This window comes from Blattabacterium cuenoti (genome assembly GCF_014251235.1).
Taxonomy (GTDB): domain Bacteria; phylum Bacteroidota; class Bacteroidia; order Flavobacteriales; family Blattabacteriaceae; genus Blattabacterium; species Blattabacterium cuenoti_AF.
This window is the reverse complement of record NZ_CP059181.1, coordinates 165,309-190,275: the sequence shown is the minus strand read 5'-3', so window position 1 is coordinate 190,275 and position 24,967 is coordinate 165,309. Positions and strand designations below refer to the sequence as shown.

23 protein-coding genes are annotated in these 24,967 nt (G+C 25.1%); 14 read left to right on the top strand and 9 right to left on the bottom strand.

Going from position 1 to position 24,967, the window contains the following annotated elements; translation table 11 throughout:
* The first annotated feature begins 23 nt into the window (after positions 1 to 23).
* The 6 genes from H0H78_RS00870 (at position 24) to rplT (ending at position 5,715) form a co-directional block, all read left to right on the top strand.
* Positions 24 to 1,619 (top strand): glycerol-3-phosphate dehydrogenase/oxidase, encoded by a 1,596-nt coding sequence (locus H0H78_RS00870; RefSeq protein WP_185851258.1) that lies wholly within the window; start codon positions 24 to 26, stop codon positions 1,617 to 1,619.
* 62 nt (positions 1,620 to 1,681) lie between these two features.
* On the top strand, positions 1,682 to 3,178 hold the full coding sequence (glpK, locus tag H0H78_RS00865; RefSeq protein WP_185851137.1) for a glycerol kinase GlpK: 1,497 nt from the start codon (positions 1,682 to 1,684) through the stop codon (positions 3,176 to 3,178).
* A gap of 104 nt (positions 3,179 to 3,282) precedes the next feature.
* The gene (gene thrS, locus H0H78_RS00860; protein WP_238783768.1) at positions 3,283 to 4,578 is read left to right on the top strand and encodes a threonine--tRNA ligase; all 1,296 of its coding nucleotides are present in this window, start codon (positions 3,283 to 3,285) and stop codon (positions 4,576 to 4,578) included.
* 51 nt (positions 4,579 to 4,629) lie between these two features.
* Positions 4,630 to 5,160 carry a translation initiation factor IF-3 gene (infC, locus tag H0H78_RS00855; protein ID WP_185851256.1) on the top strand — a complete coding sequence of 177 codons (531 nt, stop codon included), beginning with the start codon at positions 4,630 to 4,632 and terminating at the stop codon, positions 5,158 to 5,160.
* A 7-nt stretch (positions 5,161 to 5,167) separates the two neighbouring features.
* Entirely contained in the window at positions 5,168 to 5,356 is a 189-nt protein-coding gene (gene rpmI, locus H0H78_RS00850) for a 50S ribosomal protein L35 (protein WP_185851136.1), read from the top strand.
* Between the two features lie 8 nt (positions 5,357 to 5,364).
* Complete coding sequence (gene rplT / locus H0H78_RS00845) at positions 5,365 to 5,715, top strand: 50S ribosomal protein L20 (protein ID WP_185851135.1); 351 nt, start codon at positions 5,365 to 5,367, stop codon at positions 5,713 to 5,715.
* Here rplT and def read toward each other — a convergent pair.
* Positions 5,712 to 6,233: a peptide deformylase gene (gene def / locus H0H78_RS00840; protein WP_185851134.1), complete on the bottom strand. Its 522-nt coding sequence runs from the start codon at positions 6,231 to 6,233 to the stop codon at positions 5,712 to 5,714. The two genes, rplT and def, sit on opposite strands and share 4 nt — an antisense overlap.
* A gap of 3 nt (positions 6,234 to 6,236) precedes the next feature.
* The gene (gene ruvX, locus H0H78_RS00835; RefSeq protein ID WP_185851133.1) at positions 6,237 to 6,659 is read right to left on the bottom strand and encodes a Holliday junction resolvase RuvX; all 423 of its coding nucleotides are present in this window, start codon (positions 6,657 to 6,659) and stop codon (positions 6,237 to 6,239) included.
* Positions 6,660 to 6,744: 85 nt separating this feature from the next.
* Here ruvX and H0H78_RS00830 point away from each other — a divergent pair, with 85 nt between their 5' ends.
* From H0H78_RS00830 to H0H78_RS00815, 4 genes are read left to right on the top strand one after another with little or no spacing between them, the layout of a single operon-like run.
* Positions 6,745 to 7,575, top strand: a complete 831-nt coding sequence (locus tag H0H78_RS00830; RefSeq protein ID WP_185851132.1) for a 2,3,4,5-tetrahydropyridine-2,6-dicarboxylate N-succinyltransferase — start codon at positions 6,745 to 6,747, stop codon at positions 7,573 to 7,575.
* A 6-nt stretch (positions 7,576 to 7,581) separates the two neighbouring features.
* Positions 7,582 to 8,169, top strand: a complete 588-nt coding sequence (locus H0H78_RS00825; protein WP_185851131.1) for an L-threonylcarbamoyladenylate synthase — start codon at positions 7,582 to 7,584, stop codon at positions 8,167 to 8,169.
* Between the two features lie 5 nt (positions 8,170 to 8,174).
* Entirely contained in the window at positions 8,175 to 9,602 is a 1,428-nt protein-coding gene (locus tag H0H78_RS00820) for a CCA tRNA nucleotidyltransferase (RefSeq protein WP_185851130.1), read from the top strand.
* Positions 9,603 to 9,606: 4 nt separating this feature from the next.
* Entirely contained in the window at positions 9,607 to 10,617 is a 1,011-nt protein-coding gene (locus H0H78_RS00815) for a DHH family phosphoesterase (RefSeq protein WP_185851129.1), read from the top strand.
* Here H0H78_RS00815 and H0H78_RS00810 read toward each other — a convergent pair.
* Genes H0H78_RS00810 through H0H78_RS00800 form a run of 3 tightly spaced genes read right to left on the bottom strand, consistent with a single transcriptional unit; the run spans position 10,601 to position 13,080 of the window.
* Positions 10,601 to 11,155 carry a thioredoxin family protein gene (locus H0H78_RS00810; RefSeq protein WP_185851255.1) on the bottom strand — a complete coding sequence of 185 codons (555 nt, stop codon included), beginning with the start codon at positions 11,153 to 11,155 and terminating at the stop codon, positions 10,601 to 10,603. The genes H0H78_RS00815 and H0H78_RS00810 overlap by 17 nt on opposite strands.
* 28 nt (positions 11,156 to 11,183) lie before the next feature.
* Positions 11,184 to 11,972 (bottom strand): zinc ribbon domain-containing protein, encoded by a 789-nt coding sequence (locus H0H78_RS00805; protein ID WP_185851128.1) that lies wholly within the window; start codon positions 11,970 to 11,972, stop codon positions 11,184 to 11,186.
* Between the two features lie 4 nt (positions 11,973 to 11,976).
* A complete protein-coding gene (locus tag H0H78_RS00800) occupies positions 11,977 to 13,080 on the bottom strand; it encodes a Nif3-like dinuclear metal center hexameric protein (protein WP_185851127.1) in 1,104 nt (367 codons plus the stop codon).
* A 114-nt stretch (positions 13,081 to 13,194) separates the two neighbouring features.
* On the opposite strand from H0H78_RS00800, the gene lipA reads away from it, so the two are divergent.
* Positions 13,195 to 14,049: a lipoyl synthase gene (lipA, locus tag H0H78_RS00795; RefSeq protein ID WP_185851126.1), complete on the top strand. Its 855-nt coding sequence runs from the start codon at positions 13,195 to 13,197 to the stop codon at positions 14,047 to 14,049.
* Between the two features lie 8 nt (positions 14,050 to 14,057).
* On the opposite strand, the gene H0H78_RS00790 is transcribed toward lipA, so the two are convergent.
* Positions 14,058 to 16,634, bottom strand: a complete 2,577-nt coding sequence (locus H0H78_RS00790) for a UvrD-helicase domain-containing protein (protein ID WP_185851125.1) — start codon at positions 16,632 to 16,634, stop codon at positions 14,058 to 14,060.
* Between the two features lie 223 nt (positions 16,635 to 16,857).
* Here H0H78_RS00790 and H0H78_RS00785 point away from each other — a divergent pair, with 223 nt between their 5' ends.
* From H0H78_RS00785 to accD, 3 genes are read left to right on the top strand one after another with little or no spacing between them, the layout of a single operon-like run.
* A complete protein-coding gene (locus H0H78_RS00785; RefSeq protein ID WP_185851124.1) occupies positions 16,858 to 18,615 on the top strand; it encodes a POTRA domain-containing protein in 1,758 nt (585 codons plus the stop codon).
* A 56-nt stretch (positions 18,616 to 18,671) separates the two neighbouring features.
* Positions 18,672 to 19,739: a class II fructose-bisphosphate aldolase gene (gene fbaA, locus H0H78_RS00780; RefSeq protein WP_185851123.1), complete on the top strand. Its 1,068-nt coding sequence runs from the start codon at positions 18,672 to 18,674 to the stop codon at positions 19,737 to 19,739.
* Between the two features lie 4 nt (positions 19,740 to 19,743).
* On the top strand, positions 19,744 to 20,583 hold the full coding sequence (gene accD, locus H0H78_RS00775; protein ID WP_185851122.1) for an acetyl-CoA carboxylase, carboxyltransferase subunit beta: 840 nt from the start codon (positions 19,744 to 19,746) through the stop codon (positions 20,581 to 20,583).
* A 30-nt stretch (positions 20,584 to 20,613) separates the two neighbouring features.
* Here accD and guaA read toward each other — a convergent pair whose 3' ends face one another.
* From guaA to purH, 3 genes are read right to left on the bottom strand one after another with little or no spacing between them, the layout of a single operon-like run.
* Positions 20,614 to 22,170, bottom strand: coding sequence for a glutamine-hydrolyzing GMP synthase (gene guaA, locus H0H78_RS00770; RefSeq protein ID WP_185851121.1), 1,557 nt, complete (start codon positions 22,168 to 22,170; stop codon positions 20,614 to 20,616).
* A 21-nt stretch (positions 22,171 to 22,191) separates the two neighbouring features.
* Positions 22,192 to 23,427, bottom strand: a complete 1,236-nt coding sequence (gene purD, locus H0H78_RS00765; protein WP_185851120.1) for a phosphoribosylamine--glycine ligase — start codon at positions 23,425 to 23,427, stop codon at positions 22,192 to 22,194.
* Between the two features lie 5 nt (positions 23,428 to 23,432).
* Positions 23,433 to 24,965, bottom strand: coding sequence for a bifunctional phosphoribosylaminoimidazolecarboxamide formyltransferase/IMP cyclohydrolase (gene purH, locus H0H78_RS00760; RefSeq protein ID WP_185851119.1), 1,533 nt, complete (start codon positions 24,963 to 24,965; stop codon positions 23,433 to 23,435).
* Positions 24,966 to 24,967 lie beyond the last annotated feature (2 nt).

Below are 24,967 nucleotides of genomic sequence, written 5' to 3'. Positions count from 1 at the left end.
ATTTATATGAAAGAGAAGCAGTCATGATGAAAGGTTTTTTAAATAGAGATAGATTTTTAGAAATATTAAATAAAAGAAATCATTGGGATATTGTTGTTATTGGTGGTGGGGCTACAGGTTTAGGAATAGCTTTAGATTCAGCTTCTAGAGGATATAAAACTCTTCTTTTAGAACAAAACGATTTTTCCAAAGGAACTTCTAGCAGAAGTACTAAATTAATTCATGGAGGTATAAGATATTTGGCTCAAGGAAATATAAAATTAGTTTATGAGGCTTTAAAAGAAAGAGGTTTTTTATTAAAAAATGCTCCTCATCTAGTAAAAAGACAAAAATTTGTTATTCCAATATTTAGTTGGAATATGGGGATATTTTATTGGACTGGATTAAAAATTTATGAATGGTTAGCTGGATCTCTAAGCTTTGGCCCATCAAAGTTTTTATCAAAAAACGAAATGATAAAAACATTTCCTGAAATTAAACCTGATAATTTAAAAGGAGGAATTTTATATTATGATGGACAATTTGACGATTCTCGTTTAGCTATTAATATAGCACAAACATGTGTTCAAAAGAAAGGAATTTTATTAAATTACTTTCAAGTTAAAAATCTTATTAAGATCAAAGGAAAAACATCAGGGGTTATAGCTTGTGATCTTGAAACAAAAAAAAATTATTCTATTTATTCAAAAACAGTAATCAATGCAACAGGTGTTTTTTCCGATTTTATTTTAAAAATGGATGAATTTACATGGCCTATTTTAATAAAACCTAGTCAAGGAACACATATTGTTTTAAATAAATCTTTTTTTAGTAGTTCTAACGCTATAGTGATTCCAAAAACTTCAGATGGAAGGATTTTGTTTAGTGTTCCATGGTATGATCATGTTTTAGTAGGAACAACAGATACTTTTTTAGATAAATGTATTCTTGATCCTAAACCTTTGGAACAAGAAATAGATTTTATTTTACATACTTTTGAAAAATATTTTTTATATACTCCAAAAAAAAATAATATACTAAGTGCTTTTTCAGGTTTACGTCCTCTATTTGTTCCTAGAACATATTCTTCTTCTGCTGCTGCTAAAGATATTTCTCGATCTCATAAACTTATGATTAGTCCATCCGGATTAATTACTATAATAGGGGGGAAATGGACTACATATAGAAAAATGGCTGAAGATACTGTAAATAAAGCTATTAAGATAGGAAAATTAAATAAAGTTTTTTCTAAAACAAAAGATCTTAAAATTTATGGATCTATTTCTTCATGGAAAAATCATAATTTACATTGGAAAAAATATGGAGAAGATGAATTTCATATTCAAAATATAATAGAGGAAAATCCTTTATTAGGAGAGAACTTTATATCTAAAAAACCGTATTATTGTACAAACGCAGAAGTGATATGGATGGTTCGATATGAGATGGCTAGAACCATAGAAGATGTTTTGGCAAGAAGAACCCGTTTATTATTTTTAAACGCTAAAGTAGCGATAGATATAGCACCACGAGTAGCAGCGTTAATGGCTAAAGAACTTTCTCTAGATCAAGAATGGGAGAAAAAACAGATAGATACTTTCAAAAAGTTAGCTATGCAATACTATTATCCAATAGCCTAACATTTTTAGAAGTCATAATAGATAGAGTAGTATCAATTCAATAATACCATTATCATCATTATATGTTTATGAAAAAATATGTGCTATCATTAGATCAAGGAACAACTAGTTCTAGAGCTATTATTTTTGATAAAATTGGAAATATTATTTCCGTAGCTCAAAGAGAATTTACACAAATTTATCCTTATCCTGGATGGGTAGAACATAATGCAGAAGAAATATGGTCTACTCAAGCTTCCGTTGCTTTAGAAGCAATTTTAAAGGCAAATTTAGAAGGAGAAAATATTATTTCTATAGGTATTACAAATCAAAGAGAAACAACTGTTGTATGGAATAGGAGAACAGGAGAACCTATTTTTAATGCTATTGTATGGCAAGATAGACGAACATCTAATTATTGTGATCTTCTTAAATGTGAAGGTTTAACTGAAATGATTAGAAAAAAAACAGGTCTTATTATAGATCCTTATTTTTCTGCTACTAAAATAAAATGGATATTAGAAAATGTTCCAGGAGCAAGAAATAAAGCTAATTCTGGAGAATTAGCTTTTGGTACTATAGATTCATGGTTAATATGGAATTTAACTGGAAAAGAAATTCATGTAACAGATGTTACGAATGCTTCTAGAACAATGCTTTTTAATATTCATACATTAAGTTGGGATCCAGATTTGATTAAATTATTTGATATTCCAAGAACCATGTTGCCTGAAGTAAAATCATCTAGTGAAATTTTTGGTTATACTACTGGTCATATTTTATCACATCAAATTCCTATATCCGGAATTGCTGGAGATCAGCAAGCTTCTCTTTTTGGTCAGATGTGTACTAAAATTGGAATGGTTAAAAACACTTATGGAACAGGTTGCTTTATGTTAATGAACGTAGGAGAAAATCCTGTTTTTTCTCATAATAATTTGATAACGACTATCGCTTGGAAAATAAAAAATAAAGTACAGTACGCCTTAGAAGGAAGTGTTTTTATTGCTGGGGCTGTAGTGCAATGGCTTAGAGATGGTTTAGGTTTACTTTTGTCTTCAAGTGAAGCAGAAAAATTAGCTTCATCTGTTGAAAATACAGAAGGAATGTATATGGTCCCTGCTTTTTCAGGTTTAGGCGCTCCTTATTGGGATCAAAAGGCTAGAGGAACGATTGTAGGAATTACTAGAGGGACTTCTTCAGCACATTTTGTTCGTGCGGCATTAGAAAGTATAGCATTTCAAAATATGGATGTTTTAAAGGCAATGGAATCTGATTCAGGTATTTCAATAAAAGAACTTCGTGTAGATGGAGGTGCTACAGTTAATAAATTATTAATGCAATTTCAATCTGATATTCTAAATGTAAAAGTAGTAAAATCAAAAATATCTGAATTAACAGCAGCAGGAGCTGCTTATCTTTCTGGACTTGCTGTTAATTACTGGACTAGTCTTGAAGATATTCAAGATAAGTGGCAATTAGAAGAAGTTTTTGAACCAAAAGGAATGTCGAGTCGTATAGAGAGAATTAGAGGATGGAAAAAAGCAATTAAAACGACACGTTCTTGGTCCTCTACTTAGAAGTAATAAAAAATTGAAATAAAAAATAATCAAATATCTGTGTAGATAATTGGATTTTTTACGGAAAATTTTCTATATTATAAGGACCTTATAATAAAAAAAACTTGTATCTTATTTGGGTACAGAAAAAATTATGCAGAAGTTTTTTTTTTGAAATGGATAAATCTTCAGTTTCTTCCTTAAAAAAAAATTATAGTTCCGATCATAGGAAAATCGGTAAAAAATTAAAATTTTTTACTTTTTCAGATAGAGTTGGAATGGGGTTACCTTTATGGCTCCCTAGAGGAACAATTCTCAGAAAAAATTTGGAAGATTTTTTGACTAAAATTCAAAAAGAATCAGGATATGAAATGATAATAACTCCACATATTGGACATAAAAAATTATATGTAACGAGTGGTCACTGGGATAAATATGGAAAAGATAGTTTTAAACCAATCCAAACTCCTCGTAAAGAAGAAGAATTTTTATTGAAACCAATGAATTGTCCTCATCATTGTGAAGTTTACAGATCTCAAGAATGGTCTTATAGAGATCTACCTAAGCGTTTTGCAGAATTTGGAACAGTTTATCGTTATGAAAAAAGTGGAGAGATTCATGGACTAACTAGGGTCAGATCTTTTACACAAGATGATGCACATATTTTTTGTACAGAAGATCAATTGTCAGAAGAATTTAAAAAAGTTATTAATTTAATTTTTGTGGTTTTTCGTCATCTAGGTTTTTTAAAATATACAGTAAGAATTTCTTTGAGAGATAGAAAAAACATTAATAATTATATTGGATCTGATAAAAATTGGAAATTAGCTGAAGAATCTATACTTAAAACTGTAAAAGAGAAAAATATAGAAGCCACTATTCATTATGGAGGAGCAGCTTTTTATGGTCCAAAATTAGATTTTATTATAAAAGATTCTTTGGATAGAGAATGGCAATTAGGTACAATTCAAGTTGATTATAATTTACCGGAAAGATTTGGTTTATCTTATAAAGATAAAAATAATGAAAAGATACGCCCTGTCATGATACATAGAGCCCCTTTTGGTTCTTTGGAAAGAATCATCGCTATTCTTATAGAACATACTAATGGAGATTTACCATTGTGGTTAGTTCCTAATCAAGCAGTAATTCTAACTATTAGTGATAAATATATTTTTTATGCCAAAAAAATTTTAAATTTAATGTTGAATCATAATATTCGTGTTTCTATAGATAGTAGAAATGAAAAAATTTCTAAAAAAATAAGGGATTCTGAAGAAACAAAAATACCTTATATGATTATATTAGGAGAAAAAGAAGAAAAAAATGAGATGATTTCATTACGTCGTCATGGTTTTGGTCATGTTGGTTTATTTTCTATTTCCAATGGAATAGATATAATTTTTAAAGAAACTAATTAAATTTATAAAGTTATAAAAAAGAAATTTTCTAGAGGACATAAAAAAAAGAGAATTTATCGTCCTTTTACACAAAAAAAAGAGTTACATCGAATTAATAATCATATTGATTCACCTAAAATTAGATTAGTTGGAGATATAGTGAAGAATGGTATTTATTCTATAGAAGAGGCTATTCAATTTGCGATGGATAGAGAATTGGATTTAGTAGAAATAAATCCTAAACTAAATCCACCGGTATGTAAAATACTGGATTATAAGAAATATTTGTATGAGCAAAAGAAAAAGAAAAAGCAATTTAAAGCAAAACAAATGAAAATAAATACTAAGGAAATTAGATTTGGTCCACAGATAGGAGATCATGATGGTCGAGTAAAAATAAAAAGTGCTGAGAAGTTTTTAATGAGAGGAGATAAAGTAAAAGTTTTTGTTTTTTTTAAAGGGCGTTCTATCGTATATAAAAATCAAGGAAAGATAAAATTATTGAAATTTGCAGAAGAAATTGAAGAATATGGAAAAGTAGAACAAATGCCTGTAATGGAAGGAAAAAGAATGTATATGATCTTAACTCCAAAAAAAATTTAATTAATTGATGCCTAAACTAAAAACAAAATCAGGATCAAAAAAAAGATTTAAGAAAACGGATAATGGTCATATAAAAAGAAAATGTGCGTTTAAAAATCATCTTTTAACAAAAAAATCTAAAAAAAGAAAACGAAATTTATCTAAATTTTTTTTATTGAAAAATTCAGATAAAAAAAATGTAAAAAAACAAATTTAGATACAAATATGCCAAGATCTACAAATTCTGTTTCTTCGAGAAAAAGGAGAAAAAAAATACTTAAATCTGCAAAAGGTTTTTATGGAGCAAGAAGTAAGGTTTATACAGTCGCTAAAAACGCAGTAGAAAAATCTTTAAAATATTCATATTCAGGAAGAAAAAGAAAAAAAAGATATTTTAGATCCCTTTGGATTCAACGTATCAATTCTGGAGTACGTTTGTATGGCTTATCGTATTCTAAATTTATGAAAATAATTTCTGATAAAGGTATTAAGATTAATCGAAAATTTTTATCTGATATTTCAATCAATGATTCAAACACATTTAAAAAAATAGTAAGAGATATTACTGCTTCTTAAAAAGATTTCTTAATTAAATTTAATTTATTTTCTATTATTCTCTTATTATTAAAAGGAAAATAATCTATGAATAATTTTCCTTCAATATGATCATATTCATGTTGAACTACTCTAGAACATATACCTTTTAAGGTTTTTTTCTTTTTTTTCCAATTATGATCATAATATTCTATAGATACAAAAGATTTTCTTTTCACATAACCCATAAAACCAGGAATACTCAAACATCCTTCATTAAATTTACTTTCTATCCCATGGTATTTCAATATTTTTGCGTTAATAAAAACTTCTTTAAAATTAATTTTTTTTTTTTCTGAAAAATATGTAGTGTCTACCACAAACAGTCGTATATTTTTTCCTATTTGAGGAGCAGCTAAACCAATTCCTTGTACCTTATGTAAGGTTTCAAACATATTTTTTATTAATTCATTAATTTTATTTTTAGAAAAATTAGAATTTAATTCTGTACATTTTTTTCTTAAAATTGGATTTCCATAAATAATTATAGGTAAAATCATAATTTATTTTCTTTTGTTTTTTCTTAAAAGATAAGATTGTAAAATTAGTACAGCGCTAATTTTATTTAGAAGCATTTTTTTTCTTCTTTTTTTTTTTCTTAATCCTAATTCTATCATAGTAGATAAAGCAATTTTAGATGTAAAACGTTCATCTATTCTATCTATGATTATTTTAGGATGTTTTTCTTTCAATTTAGAAATAATTCCTTGAATTTCCTTTTCTATTTTTGAAATTTTATTATTTAATGTTTTAGGTAAACCTATTACAATTTTTTTTATTTTTTTTTTCTCTACAAAATAATCTAAAAAACTCATTAGCTCTTTAGTAGGAACGGCTTTTAGTCCAAATGAAAATACTTCATAAGTATCTGATATAGATAAACCTGTTATTACTTTTCCGTAATCTATTCCCAATATCTTTGTCATTAGAACAAATATATACTTGTTATATTATTTAATTTTGCTACTTTTGTTTTTTATATAAATATTTTTTATGTTATGTATATGAAATATGAAAAAGGATAAACTGAAACTAGAAATAGAGAGAGCTTGGATAAATGAAAAAGGAAAATGGTCAAAAAATCCTTTTATTAAAGATAAAATTTGTCATGTAATTGATTTACTAGAAAAAGGATCAATAAGAGTATCAGAATGTTTAAATGAAAAATGGATTGTTCATGAGTGGATTAAACAAGCTATAGTTATGTTTTTTTCTATTAAAAAAATGAATGTTATAGAATTTGGTTCATTAGAATTTTATGATAAAATACCGGTTAAGAATAAATTCAAAGAAAAAGGAATTCGTGTGGTCCCTCCAGCGATAGCTCGTTATGGATCTTATATTTCCCCTGGTGTTGTTCTTATGCCTTCTTACGTGAATATTGGATCTTATATAGGAATGGATACGATGGTAGATACATGGGCTACTGTAGGAAGTTGTGCTCAAATAGGAAATAGAGTTCATATAAGTGGAGGTGTTGGAATAGGTGGGGTCTTAGAACCCATACAGTCCTATCCTGTTATTGTTGAAGATGATGTCTTTATTGGTTCTAGATGTATCTTAGTAGAAGGGGTTCTTATAGAGAAAGGGGCAGTGTTAGGAGCTAATGTAGTTCTAACCTCTTCTACTAAAATTTTTGATACAACAAAAGACAAAACTGTAGAAATGAAAGGTTTCATACCTAAATACTCTGTTGTTATACCTGGCTCATATCCAAAAAAGTTTCCTTCAGGTGTAATATATTATGTTCCATGTGCTCTAATTATAGGTAAAAGAAAAGATAGTACCAATAAAAAAGTATCTTTAAATGAAGCATTGAGAACACATAAAATTGTTGTATAATTTTTTATGTCTTTTTTTTACGATGAAATAGAAAAAAGTGTCAAAATATTAAAAAAGGGAAAAATTTTATTATATCCTACAGATACTGTATGGGGTTTGGGTTGTGACGCTTTTAATATAAAATCTGTAAAAAAAATATATGAAATAAAGAATAGATGTTTTTCTAAACCTATGATTTTGTTAGTAGAAAAGATAGATCGTTTATCTAAGTTAGTTGAAAATATTCCTGATTTTATTAAAAAAATAATTCTTCATAAAAATCAGAATAAAAGAAAACCTTTAACTATCGTATATAATAATCCTAAAAAAATAATTTCTAAATTTTTATTAAATAAAAAGGATAATACTTTAGCAATTCGTTTGACCGTAGATCCTTTTTGTTCTGCTTTAATTCGTTGTTTGAATAAACCAATTATTTCTACTTCTGCTAATTTATCTGGAGATTCAACTCCTAAATCTTTTGAAGAAATAAGCCATTCCATTTTAGAGAACATAGACTATGCTGTTAATTTTCGTAGAGAAGAAACTTCTATTTCTAGAAATTCTTCAATATTAAAAATTGTTTCAAATAAGGTTAAAATATTACGCATGTAATCTGAATGAATTTAATAAACGCTATTCATAGAAAAATATTTCGTATTGTCAGTATATCTGCTAAAAACATTAAACAGGATTGTTATGTAATAGGTGGTTATGTGAGAGATTTTTTACTTGGAAAAAGAGATTACAAAGATTTAGATATTTTAACTATAGGAGAAGGTATAAAATTAGCTAAAGAAGTTTCTAGACACATAAAACCTAAACCTAAAATTAATATTTTTAAACGTTTTGGTACTGCTATGCTAGAGTATGATGATAAAAAAATAGAATTTGTTGGATCTAGAAAAGAATCATACTATTTATACAGTAGAAAACCTATGATAGAATCTGGTTCATTAGAAGATGATCAAAATAGAAGAGATTTTACAATTAATTCTTTAGCCATTAGTTTAAACAAAAAAAATTACGGAGAGTTAATAGATCCATTTGGAGGTTTATTAGATTTAAAGAAAAAAATTTTAAGAACTCCATTAAATTCGGATATTACTTATTCTGATGATCCATTACGAATGATGCGTGCTATAAGATTTGCCTCTCAACTTCAATTTTTTATTGAAAAAAACTCATTTCAATCTATTCAGAAAAATAAAAAAAGAATCCATATTGTTTCTAAAGAAAGAATTACAGAAGAATTTAATAAAATTCTTTTATCTAAAAAACCTTCTGTAGGTTTATTTTTATTAAACGAATCTGGTTTATTATCAATAATATTACCGGAATTAACTTTATTACAAGGAGTAGAAGAAAGAAATGGACATAAACACAAAGAAAATTTTTGTCATACTTTGAAAGTGGTAGATAATATCAGTAAAGAAGAAAAAAATACGATTTGGTTAAGATGGTCAGCTTTACTTCATGATATAGGAAAAACATCTACTAAAAAATTTTTACCAGAAGTAGGTTGGTCATTTCATGGACATGAACTAGTAGGATCTAAAATGATCCCTAAAATATTTCAACGTTTAAAATTACCAAAAGGAGAGTCCATGATATATGTGATAAAAATGATAAAAAATAGTAATAGACCCATTTCTTTAATAGGAAATCATACTCGTGATTCTTCTATACGTAGATTATTATTTGATATGGGAAAAGATATTGAAGATTTAATTAAATTATGCATAGCTGATATTACAACAAAAAATTCGGATAAAAAAAATTTATATACAAAAAATTTTTATTTTCTTATGGATAGAATGAAAAAATTAGAAGAACGTGATCGTATCCAAAATTGGAAATCTCCTATTTCAGGAAATGACATCATGAATACTTTTCATATTCAACCATGTAAGGAAATAGGGATTATAAAAAATTTTATTAAAGATTCTATTTTAGAAGGAAAAATTTCTAACAATTTTTGTTCTGCTTATTTTCTTATGTTAAAAAAAGGAGAAGAGTTAGGATTCAAAAAAATAACTAAAAAATAAAATTATGTTGTTTTCTGAAATTAACGGAAAAAAGAAAAAGAAAATTGTATTGTTACCACATACTAATCCAGACGGAGATGCTTTGGGTTCTTCGTTAGCTCTTTTATTTTATTTCAGAAAATTGAAACATGATGTAGATTTAATATCCCCTACGGAATATTCTGAATTTTTCAATTGGCTTCCAGGAAGAAAAAATATTATTATTCTATCTGATAAAAATCAATCCTTGATAAGGAAAAAAATAGTGGAATCTGATTATATTTTCTTTATAGATTTCAATAATTTATCCAGAATAAAAGTAATGAAAAAATTTTTTCTAAATTCTAAAGCAAAAAAAATATTAATAGATCATCATCCTTCCCCTTTCTATTTTGATTTTATGTTTTCAGATACAAAAGTAGCAGCTACTAGTATTTTGGTTTTTAGATTTATATCTGATATGAAAAATTTAGATAAAATAGATAAAGATATAGCTACGTGTTTATATGTAGGATTAATGACAGATACTGGATTTTTTAGATTTCCTTCCGTTACATCTGAAACTCACTTTATAGCTGGAAAACTAATAGAAAAAGGGATTGATCTTGAAAAGATATACAATCATTTACAACATGAAAAATACAATGAGAATAGAATAAAACTTTTGTCTAAAGCGTTAAATAAATTAAAAGTACTAGATAAATATAGAACGGTTTATACAAGCATTGAAGCTACTGACTTGAATTTTTATCCATATAAAAGAGGTGATACAGAAGATATTGTAAATTATGGTTTATGCATAAAAAATATAGTTTTGTCTGTCTTTTTTTTTGAAGAAAAAAAAGATATGCCTATTAAGATATCTTTTCGTTCTAGAGGATGTTTTGATGTAAATATTTTTGCAAAAAAGTATTTTGGAGGAGGTGGACATAAAAACGCTGCTGGGGGTTTTTTAGATAAGTGTCTTTCAGATTCTATTGCATATTTTTTATGTCTTATTCAAGAGAATCATAAACATCTTATGTTTTCCATTTGATATTACAACCATAACTAGGTTTTATAATCGGATCAATTTTTATTCCATTTAAAAGTTTTTCTATAATTTGTCTAACATCATATCCCGTTACTTTTATTCCATTTTCTGGTCTAGAATCATCTAGTTGACCATGATAAATCAAATAGTCTTTCTTATGGAAGATAAAAAATTCAGGAGTGCATTTTGCTCCAAAATATTTAGCGGCTTTTTGTTCGTCATCAAAAAAATAAGGAAAAGTAAAACCTAATTGATCAGATATTTTTTTCATATTTACAGGAGAATCTTCTGGATATTTATCCACATCATTAGAATTGATAGCTAAAAATGAAATCCCTTTATCTAGGTAATCTTTAGCTAAAGATACTAATTCTGTGTGAATATGTTTTACATAAGGACAATGATTGCAAATAAACATAATTACAGTAGCAATATCGGAAAAAAAATCTTTAAAAGATTTTTTTTTTCCTGAACAGACATCCAACAACTTAAAATTTTTTAGTTTTATTCTAATTTCATTAGAAGAATAAGTACGTACCATCATTTTTTTTATTTATAAATATAATAGTTTATTTTTCTTTTTGTAAAAAGAAGGAAGAATATTTTTTTTTTTCTTCTTCTGCTAATTCAGAATCTATCAAAATTCTTCCACTATTTTCATCTATTAATATTTTATTACGTTGTATTAATTCTGAATATTTTTGTGGAGTGATAGCTAAATAAGAACCTAAAGGGGCCCCTCTTTGGACAGGAGCTACTGCTATTCCATTTTTTACTCCTTTTCTTATTTGTTTATAAGTTTGTAATAATTTTTTATCAGATTTTATAGAAAAAAGAAGATATCTTTCTAATAATAATTTTTCTTCTTTTTTATTTTCTAAATGAATATGGTTTAATTCTTTTTTTTTATGAAGTAAATATTCTTTCTTATTTTTTAATAAATTTTCTTTCTTTTTTAATTGATTTTTATTTTCGGATATTTTTATCTCCAATTTTTGGATTTTCTTTTTTAATAATTGAATTTCTAATTTTTGATAATCTATTTCTTTATTAAGAAAATATAATTCGTTGTTATTTTTTACATGATCTTTTTGTTTTTCATATTTTTTGATGAGAATATCTGAAGATGTTATTTCATTATTTTTTGAAATAATTCTCTCTTTTAAAGAAAAAATTTTTTCTTTATATTCTTTTGTAATGTTTTTACTTTGATCAAGTTCTTCTTCTAAACTCTTTATTTCTAAAGGTTTGTTTAAATGGAATTTTTTTATTTCATCTATACGAGAATCTATTAACTGAAGATTATACAAAATTCTTAATTTTTCTTCAATAGTTTCTCCTTTTTTTTTATTTACCATTTTTTTAAAAAAAATATTTCACTGGATTGGTATCAATTTCTGATTCATAAATGGGAATATGGATAAATTTTTTATCTAGAAAATATTTTAGCAAATATTTATTACTTTTTTCAGATTCATAATGTCCTATATCTACAATTAAAATTTGTTGATTTGACTTAAAAAAATCGTGATATTTAAAATCAGAAGATATAAAAACATCAGCTTTCATTTCTATAGATTTTTCTATTCCAAAACTACCAGAACCTGCTATAATAGATACATTTTTAATGTTCTTTCCTGTAAAAATAGAATGTCTCATACAAGATAAACTCATTTTTCTTTTTAAATAATGAAGAAAATCATATTCATTCATTTCTTCTTCTAATAAACCTATTCTTCCTATTCCAAGATAAGGATTTATATTTTCTATTTTATATATTTCATAAGAAACTTCTTCATAAGGATGACTGTTAAAAAGAGCATGTTTAATAGAATGTAATTTATGAGTAGGGAAAATTACATTAATACACATTTCTTTTTCCATATGAAAATATCCTTTTTTTCCTAAAAAAGGTTTTGTTTTATCGTTTCCCATGAAAGTTCCATACCCATCAACATTATAACTACAATGACTGTAATTAGATATATTTCCAGCTCCAGCATTGAACAAAGCATTTCTTACTTTTTCAGAATAAGAATATGGAACATAAGTAGTTAATTTTTTTATAGATCCTTCTTTTGGAAAAAGAACTTCTTCTTTAGTTAACTTTAAAAGTTTAGAAATGTAAGAATGAGTTCCATCCCATATTACATCTAAATTCGTATGAATAACGTAAACAGATATATTATTTTTTAATGCAGAAATTAAAACTCTTTCTGAATAATTATTTCCAATTAAGCTTTTAATTGGTTTAAATAAAATAGGATGAAAGGATATTATAAGATTACATTTTTTATCCATGGATTCCGAAAAAACTTCTTCCGTTAAATCCAATGTTATCATGATTTTTTTAACTTCTTGATCATAAGATCCTACAATTAATCCTATCTTATCATAAGATTCAGCATATTCTATAGGAGCGAATATTTCTAATTTTTCAGCTATATGTTTTACTAAAATTTTCATTAAAAATGAATGATAAAAAGAAAAACAAATTTATAAAAAAAATTGATTTTATTATATTAGTATAATATATAAAAGACCATAAGAATAAAAAATGGTATTAATTAAGGAAAAATTATGAATTTTATTCAGAAAAAACCTCATTGGATCAGAGTTAAAATACCCATTGGAAAAAATTATAGAGAATTACAAAAATTAGTTCATTTACATAAATTAAATACTATATGTCAGAGTGGAAGTTGTCCTAATATAGGAGAATGTTGGGGGAAAGGGGTTGCTACATTTATGATATTGGGAAATGTTTGTACAAGATCTTGTAAATTTTGTGGAGTAGAAACAGGAAAACCAAAAAATGTGGATTGGAAAGAACCGGAACGAGTAGCTGAATCTATTAAAATATTAAAAATTAAACATGCCGTTATCACTTCTGTTAATAGAGATGATTTAAAAGATATGGGAGTTTCTATATGGATTCAAACAATCCAAAAAACTAGATTAATAAATCCAAATTTAACAATAGAAACGTTAATTCCTGATTTTAAAGGAAATAAAAAAATAATCAATCAAATTGTTGATCTTCATCCTGAAGTGATTTCTCACAATGTAGAGACAGTTTATAGACTCACAAAAGAAATTCGTGTACAAGCTAAATATCATCGTAGTCTTGAAGTTTTACAAACTATTAAAAAAATAAATAAAAATATTCGAACAAAAACAGGAATTATGTTAGGTCTTGGAGAAAAAGAACATGAAATTTTAGAAACTATGAGGGATATAAGGAATTCTAAAGTGGATATTCTTACAATAGGTCAATATTTAAGACCTTCTTTAAAACATTACCCAGTTCGTTTTTTTGTTCTTCCAGATGAATTTAAAAAGTTGAAAGAAATCGGATTAAATATGGGTTTTAAATATGTAGAAAGCGGACCATTAGTACGTTCTTCTTACCGTGCCGATAAACATATCATATAAAAATTAATTTAATTCATCTTTTTTGATATTCCAAAGGAATATTGAAATGTTTCATCTTTCCATAATTTTTTTTTTTTTAGAAAATTTTTCAGATAAAACGATATAGATCTTATATTTTCATACATGGAAAAAATAAAAAGTTGTTCTATAGGACGAGTTGTCGCTACATATAATAAATTAATATTTTCAAATTTTATTTTAGATAAATAATCTTTATAAAAATGAAGAAGAACTGAATGATCTTTTATATGTTGTTTAATAATAGATGTATCTATTTCCAGATACAGAGAATCAAATCCATGATATAAACGAGGACTTACATTAATCCATGTCTCTACTTTTTTTTTTGACGAAATATCATTTCCATTCCAATCAGAGAAAGGAAGAATAACTACAGGAAATTGTAAACCCTTAGATTTATGAATAGTCATAATTTGTATAGCATCTATATTATCATAAATAGTAATACTTTCTTTTTTTTTTTTACTTTCCCAAAGTTCTAAAAAATCTAAAATAGAATTTCCTACTATTTTCATAGATCTATGAATAAAATCTAAAAAAGAATAGATATATATTGTATTTTTTTCACTGAATAATTCTAATTTTAGAATAATTTTTTCTGCTATTTGATAGATAGATAAATCATTTATATTAAAAGTTTTTTTTGAACGTAATATTTTTTTAAAAAAAGCATCAATTGGTAAGAATATCGTTTTTATAAGAAAATCATGATATTTTTCTTTGGTATGAATGATATTATTATTCAATAATAATAAAATTAAATTAGCTCTTTTTTGATAAGAAAGAGGTTGAAATATAATATAAAAAAAATTGATAATTATTTTTACTACCAAATGATTTTTTATAAGAAGTGATACAGATGTATTTACCTTAATACCTTCTTCTACTAATTTTTCAGATAAAAAACTCCCTTCTGCATTATTTCTAACTAAAATAGCAATGTCTGATAATTTATATTTCTGTGAACATAACTTTTCTATTACTTTTTTTATTTTACTATAAACATAATGATTGTATTTTTTTTTTTCTATTTTTAAAAAATTTAACTCTACATATCCTCCAGATTTTTTTAATATTTTTTGTTGAGATTTTTTATATATATTTTTATATGGATTATCCAAAGTTTTGGATGTCTCTAAATATAGAGAATTATTAAAATTTACAATTTCTTCAAAACTTCGAAAATTTGTATTCATAAACACTATTTCTTTATTGTAATGTTTATCAGATGAATAGTACAGTAGATGAAGAAATGATTTTGCATCGCCTCCTCTCCAACTATAAATAGATTGTTTTGGATCTCCCACTATCATAGTTGTTCCATTTTCCGATAAAACGTTCTCTACTAGAATTCTAATATTTTCCCATTGTAGAAAAGAAATATCTTGAAATTCATCTATGAAATAGTGTTTATATTGTAAACACATTTTTTCATAAATATATGGAAATGATTCTTTAACAATCTTTCCATAAAGAATTTGATTTAACTCATTGTTTAAAAGAATTTGTTTTTTTTCTTTTAAAGACTTAAAATCCTTTTCTATCTCATGTATTAGAGATAATAAATCCAATTTGTTTAAAAATTGTTTATCTAAAATGTAGGATACAATATTTTTTTTATATAAATATTTAATTTTTTTATATAAAAGAAGTATTTTGAGTGTGTTTTTTTGAATTAAATATTTTTGATTAGTATCTACTTTTTTTTTATAAAGAATTCCTGTTTTTATGTATTTTTCGATTCTATTATGAATAAAAGGATTCATAATCAATTTACCTGTTTTAAATTTTTGAAAAAATTTTGGTAAATCTAAATAAGGAAATGAGTTTTTTTGAATAGATGTTTTTTTTAAAATTTTAAAAAATTTTTTTCCTTGTTTCTTACATTTTTTTTCGAATCTATTTGTTCTTATCAATAATGAATTCCTTAATATTAACCAATCATTTAATGATTTATTTTTTATTTTCTTCATAGAAAAAAAACTATTTTCATCTATGATGAGAGACGCTATTTTTAAAATTTCTTTTCTAAGATCCCAATTTCTTCCTTCTTGGAATTTATTTAAAGAAATTTGAATTAAAGTATGAGACCATTTTTCTGAACAATTTAATCTGTATAATAGATTATTTGTAATTTTACACAAAATCATATCTGTATCCATTTCTAAATTAAAATTAGGAAGAAAAGATCGTATAGTACGATAAGTAAATCTATCGATAGTACTTATAGAAAAAGAAGAATAATCACTAAAAATAGAACATAATATTTTTTTTGAACGTTCAGATATCTGATCTTTTGAAAGATTTAAATTTTCTTTAATATAGTTAAATAAAGGATAATACTCTTTTTTTATTTTTTGATTAGAAAATTCTTTTATACATTGTAATATTCTTTTCTTCATTTCTTCAGAAGCCTTGTTAGTAAAAGTAAGGGCTAAAATATTTTTATATTCATCATTATGAGTACTTTTAAATAAAAGATACAAGTAGTTTTTTACCAGAAAAAAAGTTTTTCCAGAACCTGCAGATGCGTTATATATTTTTAACGTTGCTGGAGTTAACATAATCAACTTTATATATATTTATCAGTAAAACTAATGAAAATTAAAGATTAAATAAATTTTGTACAATAAAATTTTTTCTTTTATCCTTTTTTTTGGAATGTTTTTTTCCTTTGGTTTTATAAAAACGTTTCAAAAAAAAAGAAAAATTATTTGTAACATAAAAAAACGAATAAATTTATATTACTATATAAATTCTATTATTTATAATTTTCAAGAACAAAAAATGAAAAATATTTATCTAAATAATTTAGATTATAGTTTTATAAAAAAAGGTGAAATATATAATGTTAACAATTTAACGATGGAAATGGATAGAATGAAAGATATGTATGAAAACCATGGTTATTATAATTTTGATTTATCAGATATACAATTTTATGTGAAAAAAAATTCTATCGAAAATAAAAAAATAGATTTATATATAAAAGTAAAAAAATCTCATAATGAAAAATATAAAAAATTCTTTTTCAAAGAAATAATAATAAGAATTGATGAAGAGAAAAATAATCCATTTTTTTATAATGGATATAAGTTCTTTGTTCCTTCTTATATGAAGAATTTTAATCCAAAAATAATTACGGATCTTCTAATTTTTTCATCTGGAGATTTATATAAAAGAAAGGATGTTTTTCAAACTAAACAAAATATTTATTCTTTATTATATAATTTTCATCTTGATCATCTTAAGATAGATATAGATCAAAAAAAAAATAATGAAGAAATATCATTTCTAAATGTTGAATTTAGTTTAAACACTCTAAAAAATCATGAATTAAAATTTTCTGTAGAAAATTTTTTATCTAAAGAAAAGAATATAGGAATTCTTACAGGTCTAACTTTTTTAAAAAGAAATGTTTTTAATAAAGGAGAAAATTTCATTTTTTCTATAAAAGAAGATATGAATTTTTATAAAAAAAAAGAATTCTTAAATATGAATAAATTTTCCTTGGAAGGAAAATTTATTTATCCATACATTCTATTTTTATCTAATTTCTTTAAAAAAAAGGATAGTCCATTTTTTTGTATGCCTAATTCTTCTCTTATTTTTCAAATAAAAAGTCAGAAAAATATGGGAGTAAAAAAAATTATATTTTCAAATATATTGAATTTTGAATGGAAAATATATCCGTATAAAAAACATAAAATTCAAATAATTGGTTTACAATTGGTCAAAAATCTTCAAATTTTTGATAAAAAATCAATTTTAAATTGTAAAGATAGATTTCTAAATAAAGAAAATATTTTTCATTCTTATAATGCAAAAAAAGAAAAATTAATTTTTATGAAGAATTATTTTCTCAATAATTCTATTACTTATGATTATGAAATTAATCAAACGGATTTTTTTGATAAAAAAAAAAAACCAGTTGTATTACGTGTAAATGGAGAAATTTATGGAAATTTTTTTCAAAAAAAAAAAAACACAAATTCATCTTTTTTTTTAAAATCTGATCTTTTTTTTAAAAGATCTTATTTTTTTACTTCATATCATACTTTTTTATCAAAATTCTTTATAAGAATAGCTTTTACTGGTAATAAAAAGATTCCATTTTTAAAAAATTCTTTTATAGAAGTAAATGAAGATTTCCCTTATTTTCCTTATTGGAAAACTTCTTATTATAATAAAGATTTTATTGAAAAAAATTTTTTTATGGAAAGAAAAATTTTATTAACCAACGAATACAGATATAATATTTTTTCTAACTTTATTTCTGTTTTATTTCTTGATATGGGAAATGTATGGATTTTGGATCAAAAAAAAAATGATTCAAAAATTTTTGGACGGAATTCTTTTTTAAAAGAGTTCTTTTTAGGAGGAGGAATAGGATTTAGATATAACTTAAAATTTTTTATTTTTTGTTTAGATTTATCTTATAAGATTTATGATCCTTTCCAAAAAAAAAGTAATCAATGGATTTTTCGTTCTCTAAAGAAACAAAAGAAAATAATCCATTTTTGGGTCAATTCTACCATTGAATAAAAAATTCTTTTTTTTACATTTGTTAATATCATTAAATTAAAAAAATTTAAAGAAACATGTCTAGAAAATTTCCTTATGGAGTAGCTACTGGAAATCTGGTGAAAGAGATCTTCCAATATGCTAGAGAAAAAGTTTTTGCTATACCTGCTGTTAATGTTATAGGATCAAATACAATGAATGCCGTAATGGAAACAGCTTCATATGTAAATTCTCCCGTTATTATTCAATTATCTAATGGTGGAGCTACATTTAATGCAGGAAAAGGATTAAATAATCAAGATGAAAAAGCAGCTATTAAAGGTTCTATAGCAAGTGCAAAACATATTCATGAATTAGCAGAATTGTATAAAACAACGGTGATTCTTCATACAGATCATTGTCCTAAAAAAAACCTTCTATGGATAGATGGACTACTAAAAGCCAATGAAGATCATTACAAATTTTATGGAAAAACTTTATTTAGTTCACACATGTTAGATCTATCTCAAGAATCTTTAGAAGAAAATATTAGTATTTGTGAAAAATATTTTGAAAGAATGAATAAAAGAAAAATGACTATTGAAATAGAGCTTGGAGTAACTGGAGGGGAAGAAGATGGAGTCGATCATTCTAATATTGATAAAAAAAAACTTTATACTCATCCTAAAGAAGTTTCATATGCATATGAAAGATTACTTAGAATAAGTGAAAATTTTATTATAGCGGCATCTTTTGGTAACGTACATGGAGTATATAAACCTGGAAATGTGGTTTTACGTCCACTCATATTAAAAGAAACTCAAGAGTATATACAAAAAAAATTTCATACCAAAGAAAAACCTATTTTTTTAGTTTTTCATGGAGGATCAGGATCTTCTAAAAAAGAAATACAAGAATCCATTAATTATGGAGTCATTAAAATGAATATAGATACAGATTTACAATATTATTTTACTTGCGGAGTACGAGACTACATGAGTAAATATATCAAATATTTGGATAAACAAGTAGGAAATCCAAGAGGGGAAAATCTTCCGAATAAAAAATATTATGATCCAAGAGTATGGCTTAGAGAAGGAGAAAAATCTTTTAAAATTTATCTTAAAAAATATTTTGAATTAATGAATAATATTAATACTTTATGAAACCATGTCTTGGTTTTTAAGAAAAAAAAAAAATATAAATACTCCCATAGAGGATAGAAAAAATTTTCCTAAAGGTTTATGGTATAGGACTCCAAGCGGTAAAATTATAGATACAGAAGAATTAAAAAAAAATGCTTATGTTAGTCCAGAAGATGGATATCATGTAAGAATTAACAGTAAAGAATATTTTGAAATTCTTTTTGATCATGGATTTTTTTCAGAAATAAATGTTAAGATGATTAGTAAAGATCCTATCAAATGGATAGACAGAAAAAAGTACACGGAAAGGATCAAAGAAGCAAGAAAAAAAACAAATTTATATGATGCAATTAGAACAGGTATAGGAAAAATAGAAGGAAAAAATATAGTGATATCTTGTATGGATTTTTCCTTTATAGGAGGGTCTATGGGTTCCGTTGTAGGGGAAAAAATATCAAGAGCAATAGAACATTGTATAGAGAAAAGATTTCCATATATTTTGATTTCTAAATCAGGTGGAGCAAGAATTATGGAATCATCTTTTTCTTTAATGCAAATGGCTAAAACAATAGCAAGATTAACACAATTACGTGATTCAAAAATTCCTTACATTTCCGTTCTTACAGATCCAACAACAGGAGGGGTTACAGCTTCTTATGCATTACTTGGAGATATTAATATAGCAGAACCTAAAGCTCTTATTGGTTTTGCAGGTCCTAGGGTTATTAGAGAAACAATAGGTAAAGATCTTCCAATAGGATTTCAAACATCAGAATTCCTTTTAGAACATGGATTTATAGATTTAATTTCTTCTAGAACAGAATTAAAAAAAAATCTATCCAATCTTGTTTCTATGATGATGTAATCAAATAAATCTTTTATTTTAAAGAAGGCATTATTCCCATTCAATAGTTGCTGGGGGTTTAGAAGTAATATCATAAACTAAACGATTAATTCCTTCTACTTCATTTATTATTCTGCTTGATATTTTTTCTAAAAATTCATAAGGTAAATGTGAAAAATTTGCAGTCATAAAATCTTCTGTTTTTGTAACACGTAATACTGCCGCATTTTCATATGTTCGTTTATCTCCCATTACTCCTACAGATTTAATAGGTAATAATACAATAAAAGCTTGACTAACAGATTCATAAAGATGGCTTCTTTTTAATTCTTGCATCAAAATATTTTCCGCTTTTTGAAGCATAGAAATTCTTTTTTTATTGATTTTTCCTAATATTCGGATACTTAATCCAGGACCAGGAAAAGGATGTTTATACAGGATATCTTTAGGTATTCCTAATTTAGATCCTATTTTTTTAACCTCATCTTTAAATAATTCCTTTAATGGTTCAATAAGTTTCAATTTCATTGAATGAGGTAATCCACCTACATTATGATGAGATTTAATAGAAAAATTTTTTTTTCGTTTGTTTTTTTGATTTGGAAAAGATTCTATGACATCTGAATGTATTGTCCCTTGTGCTAAAAATTCTACGTTTTTTATTTTTTTTGCCTCATTTTGAAAAATAGATATAAATTCTTTTCCTATCATTTTTCTTTTCACTTCAGGATTAGTTATTCCAGTTAAAATAGATAAAAAACGTTCTCTTGCATCTATAATTTTAATGTAAAAATCCATTTTTTCACATATATATGACATATTATCTTTTTCTCTTTTTGTAAGAAAACCTGTATCTACAAAAATACAATGTAATGAATTTCCTATAGCATTATGAATGAGATAAGCAGTAACAAAAGAGTCTAATCCACCTGAAATACCAAGAATAACTTTTTTATTAGATACAGTTTTTCTTATTTGATTGATAGATTTTTCTATAAAATTATTTAATCTCATATTATTTTTTGCTTTACAAATATGAAGAATAAAATTTCTCAATATAAATACTCCAAATTCCGTATGACTAACTTCTGGATGAAATTGAACAGCATAAATATTTTTTGTTCTATGAACAATCGCTGCTATAGAACAAGATGAAGTATGTCCTATCACCTTAAATTCTTTTGTAATATTTTTAACTTCATCGAAATGACTCATCCAAACAACAGAATTTTTTGGTATTCCATGAAACAATAACTCATTACTTGAATTTTCTATTATGAAATTAGTTTTTCCGTATTCTTTATACTTCGATTTTTCTACTGTCCCTCCAAACAAAAAAGAAATAAGTTGCATTCCGTAACAAATACCAAGTATAGGAATATTCAATCTGAATATATATTTAGATATTAAAAGAGGATTTTTATCATATATAGAACAAGGACTACCTGAAAGAATAATCCCCTTTGGTTTTTTATTCCTAAGTGTAGAAATAGAAATGTCATAAGAACACAAAATAGGATCAACTCCTATTTCTCTAATTTTTCTTGCTATAAGATGGCTATATTGGGATCCAAAATCAAATATAAAAATAGAAGAATTATGATTCATAATCTTGATAATTTAAACATATTATAAACCTATATCTTTTCTAAAATAGAAATCTTCAAATTTTACTTTTTTTACTTCATTATAAGCTTTTTTTCTAGCTTCATCTATAGTATTTCCTAATCCTACTACGTTTAAAACACGTCCTCCAGACGTTATCCATTTTTCTTTTTTATTATTAGCTCCAGAAATGTAAAAAGGTTCATTTAAAGAATTTATTCCTTCTATGACTTTTCCAGTTTTATATTTATCTGGATATCCTCCTGAAGATAAAACTACACAACATGAACATAATTTTTTCCAAGAAATAGATATTTCCTTATAAAGAAAAGATGATTGTATCATATGAATAAAATTACTATTCATTAATGGTAATAAAGTTTGAGTTTCAGGATCTCCCATACGAGTATTATATTCTAATAAATAAATTTTGTTAGATGTGATCATTAATCCAAAATAAATGAATCCAAAAAACATCAATTTTTCTGCAAATAAACCTTCTAAAGTAGGTTTTAATATATTTTCTTTAAAATCTAACCAAATTTCATTCGTCATATATGGATTAGGAGCTATAGAACCCATTCCTCCTGTATTTTTTCCTTTTTCATTTTCTCCAATTTTCTTATAATCTTTAACAGATAGAAAAGGTGTAATATTTTTTCCATTCAATATGGATAAAATTGAACATTCTTGTCCTTCTAAAAAATCTTCTATGATGACTTTATCTCCTGATTTTCCAAATTTTTTTTCTATCATAATAGAATTTAAAGCTTTTTTTGCTTCTTTTTTATTTTTTACTAAATGAACACCTTTTCCCTCAGCCAATCCGTTAGTTTTAATAGCTACGGAATAAGTTGTTTTTTTTAAATAATCCAAGGATTCTTGATAAGAAGAAAAGACTTTATATTTTGGTGTTCGAACTCCATATTTTATCATGAAGGTTTTAGAAAAAACACGATCTCCTTCTAATTTAGCAGCTTCATAATGTGGCCCCATTATTTTTAAACCATAATTTTGAAATACATTTACTATTCCATCTAATAGAAAATTTTCGGAACCAACAATTGTTATATCTATAGCTTTTTTTTTAGCAAAAAAACACAATTCCATTGTAGAATAATTTTTTTCTAAATTATTACCTATTTGATTAGTTCCTCCATTCCCTGGATAAAAGTAAATCTCCATTGGAGAAAAATCTTTTAATAATTTTTTTCCTATTGCATGTTCTCTTCCTCCTTTTCCAAGAATTAAAATTCTCATAATTTTTAATGTTTAAAATATCTACGACCTGTAAAAGCCATAGCTATTCCATGTTCATTACATGCTTTTACAGATTCTTCATCACGTATAGAACCTCCAGGCTGGAATATAGCTTTAATTATACCAGAACCAGCAGCTACATCTACTACATCACGAAAAGGAAAAAAGGCATCAGAAACAAGGACTAAATTTTTTTTTCTTTTTTCTAAGGCTCTATCGATAGCTTGACGAGCAGCAAAAATTCTGTTTGTCTGTCCACCAGATATTCCTATAGTTTGTGTCCCTTTTACTACAACAATGGCATTTGATTTAACATATTTTACCACTCTTTGAGCAAAGAAAAAAGATTTTATTTCTTGATCAGAGAACTTTTTTTTAGTAACTATTTTATAATCAAAAGACATACTATCATCTATCTGTTGTACTAATATTCCTCCATCTACTTTCACATATTCTAATTTATCTTTATCATAATAATTAGAAGAATTATTGATTATTTTAATGATTCTTAAATTCTTTTTTTTTTTTAAAATATTCAAGACTTCATGGTCATAATTTGATGATAAAATAACTTCAAAGAAAAGATTGTTTATTTTTTCTGCTAATTCTTTTGTTATTAGAATATTAAAAGCTATAATTCCTCCAAAAGAAGAAATAGGATCGGATTCATAAGTTTTTTTAAAAGAATCCATGATATCTTTTCCTAACGATACACCACAAGGTGTAGCATGTTTAACTATACAACATGCAGGTTCAGAAAATTGATCTACTATTTTCCAAGCTATATCCATATCTCTTAAATTATTAAAGGATAATTCTTTTCCATGAAATTGATGAAAATCAATCATAGATCCTTTATGTATTTTACTGATATAATAAGCCGCTTTTTGATGAGGATTTTCACCATAACGTAGATTCATTTTTTTTTCGTAAGATAAATGTAAATAAGTAGGAAAAGAATCATCTTTTAAAAAAAATTGAGAAATAGCAGAATCATAAGCAGAAGTAAAATTAAATACTTTTCCTGCTAATTTTTTTCTTAACCTTAATGAAGGATATCCATATTTTTCAATTTCCTTTTTAATTACAAAGTAATCTTCTTGATCTGTAATAGGAGTAACATATAGAAAATTTTTTGCTGCTGCACGTAACATAGATGGTCCTCCTATATCTATAAATTCAATCAAAGAATCATTTTTGTATTGTTTTGATTTTTCAAAAAATGGATAAAAATTTACTAAGACAATATCAATGGTATCTATCTGATGAATGGATAAATATTCCATGTGTTTTTTAAGAGAACGATTAGCTAAAATACCTCCATAAACATTTGGATGAATAGTCTTTATTCTTCCATCTAAAAAATCAGAAAATGAAATAATATTTGATAGATTTTTAATCTTAGATATTCCATTATTTTTTAAATACTTAAAAGTACCTCCAGTAGAAATTATTTGGTATTTTTTTTCACATAAAAAATGTACGAAATCTAATAATTTTTCATTTTTTTCATAAACACTAACTAATGCTCTTTTCATTA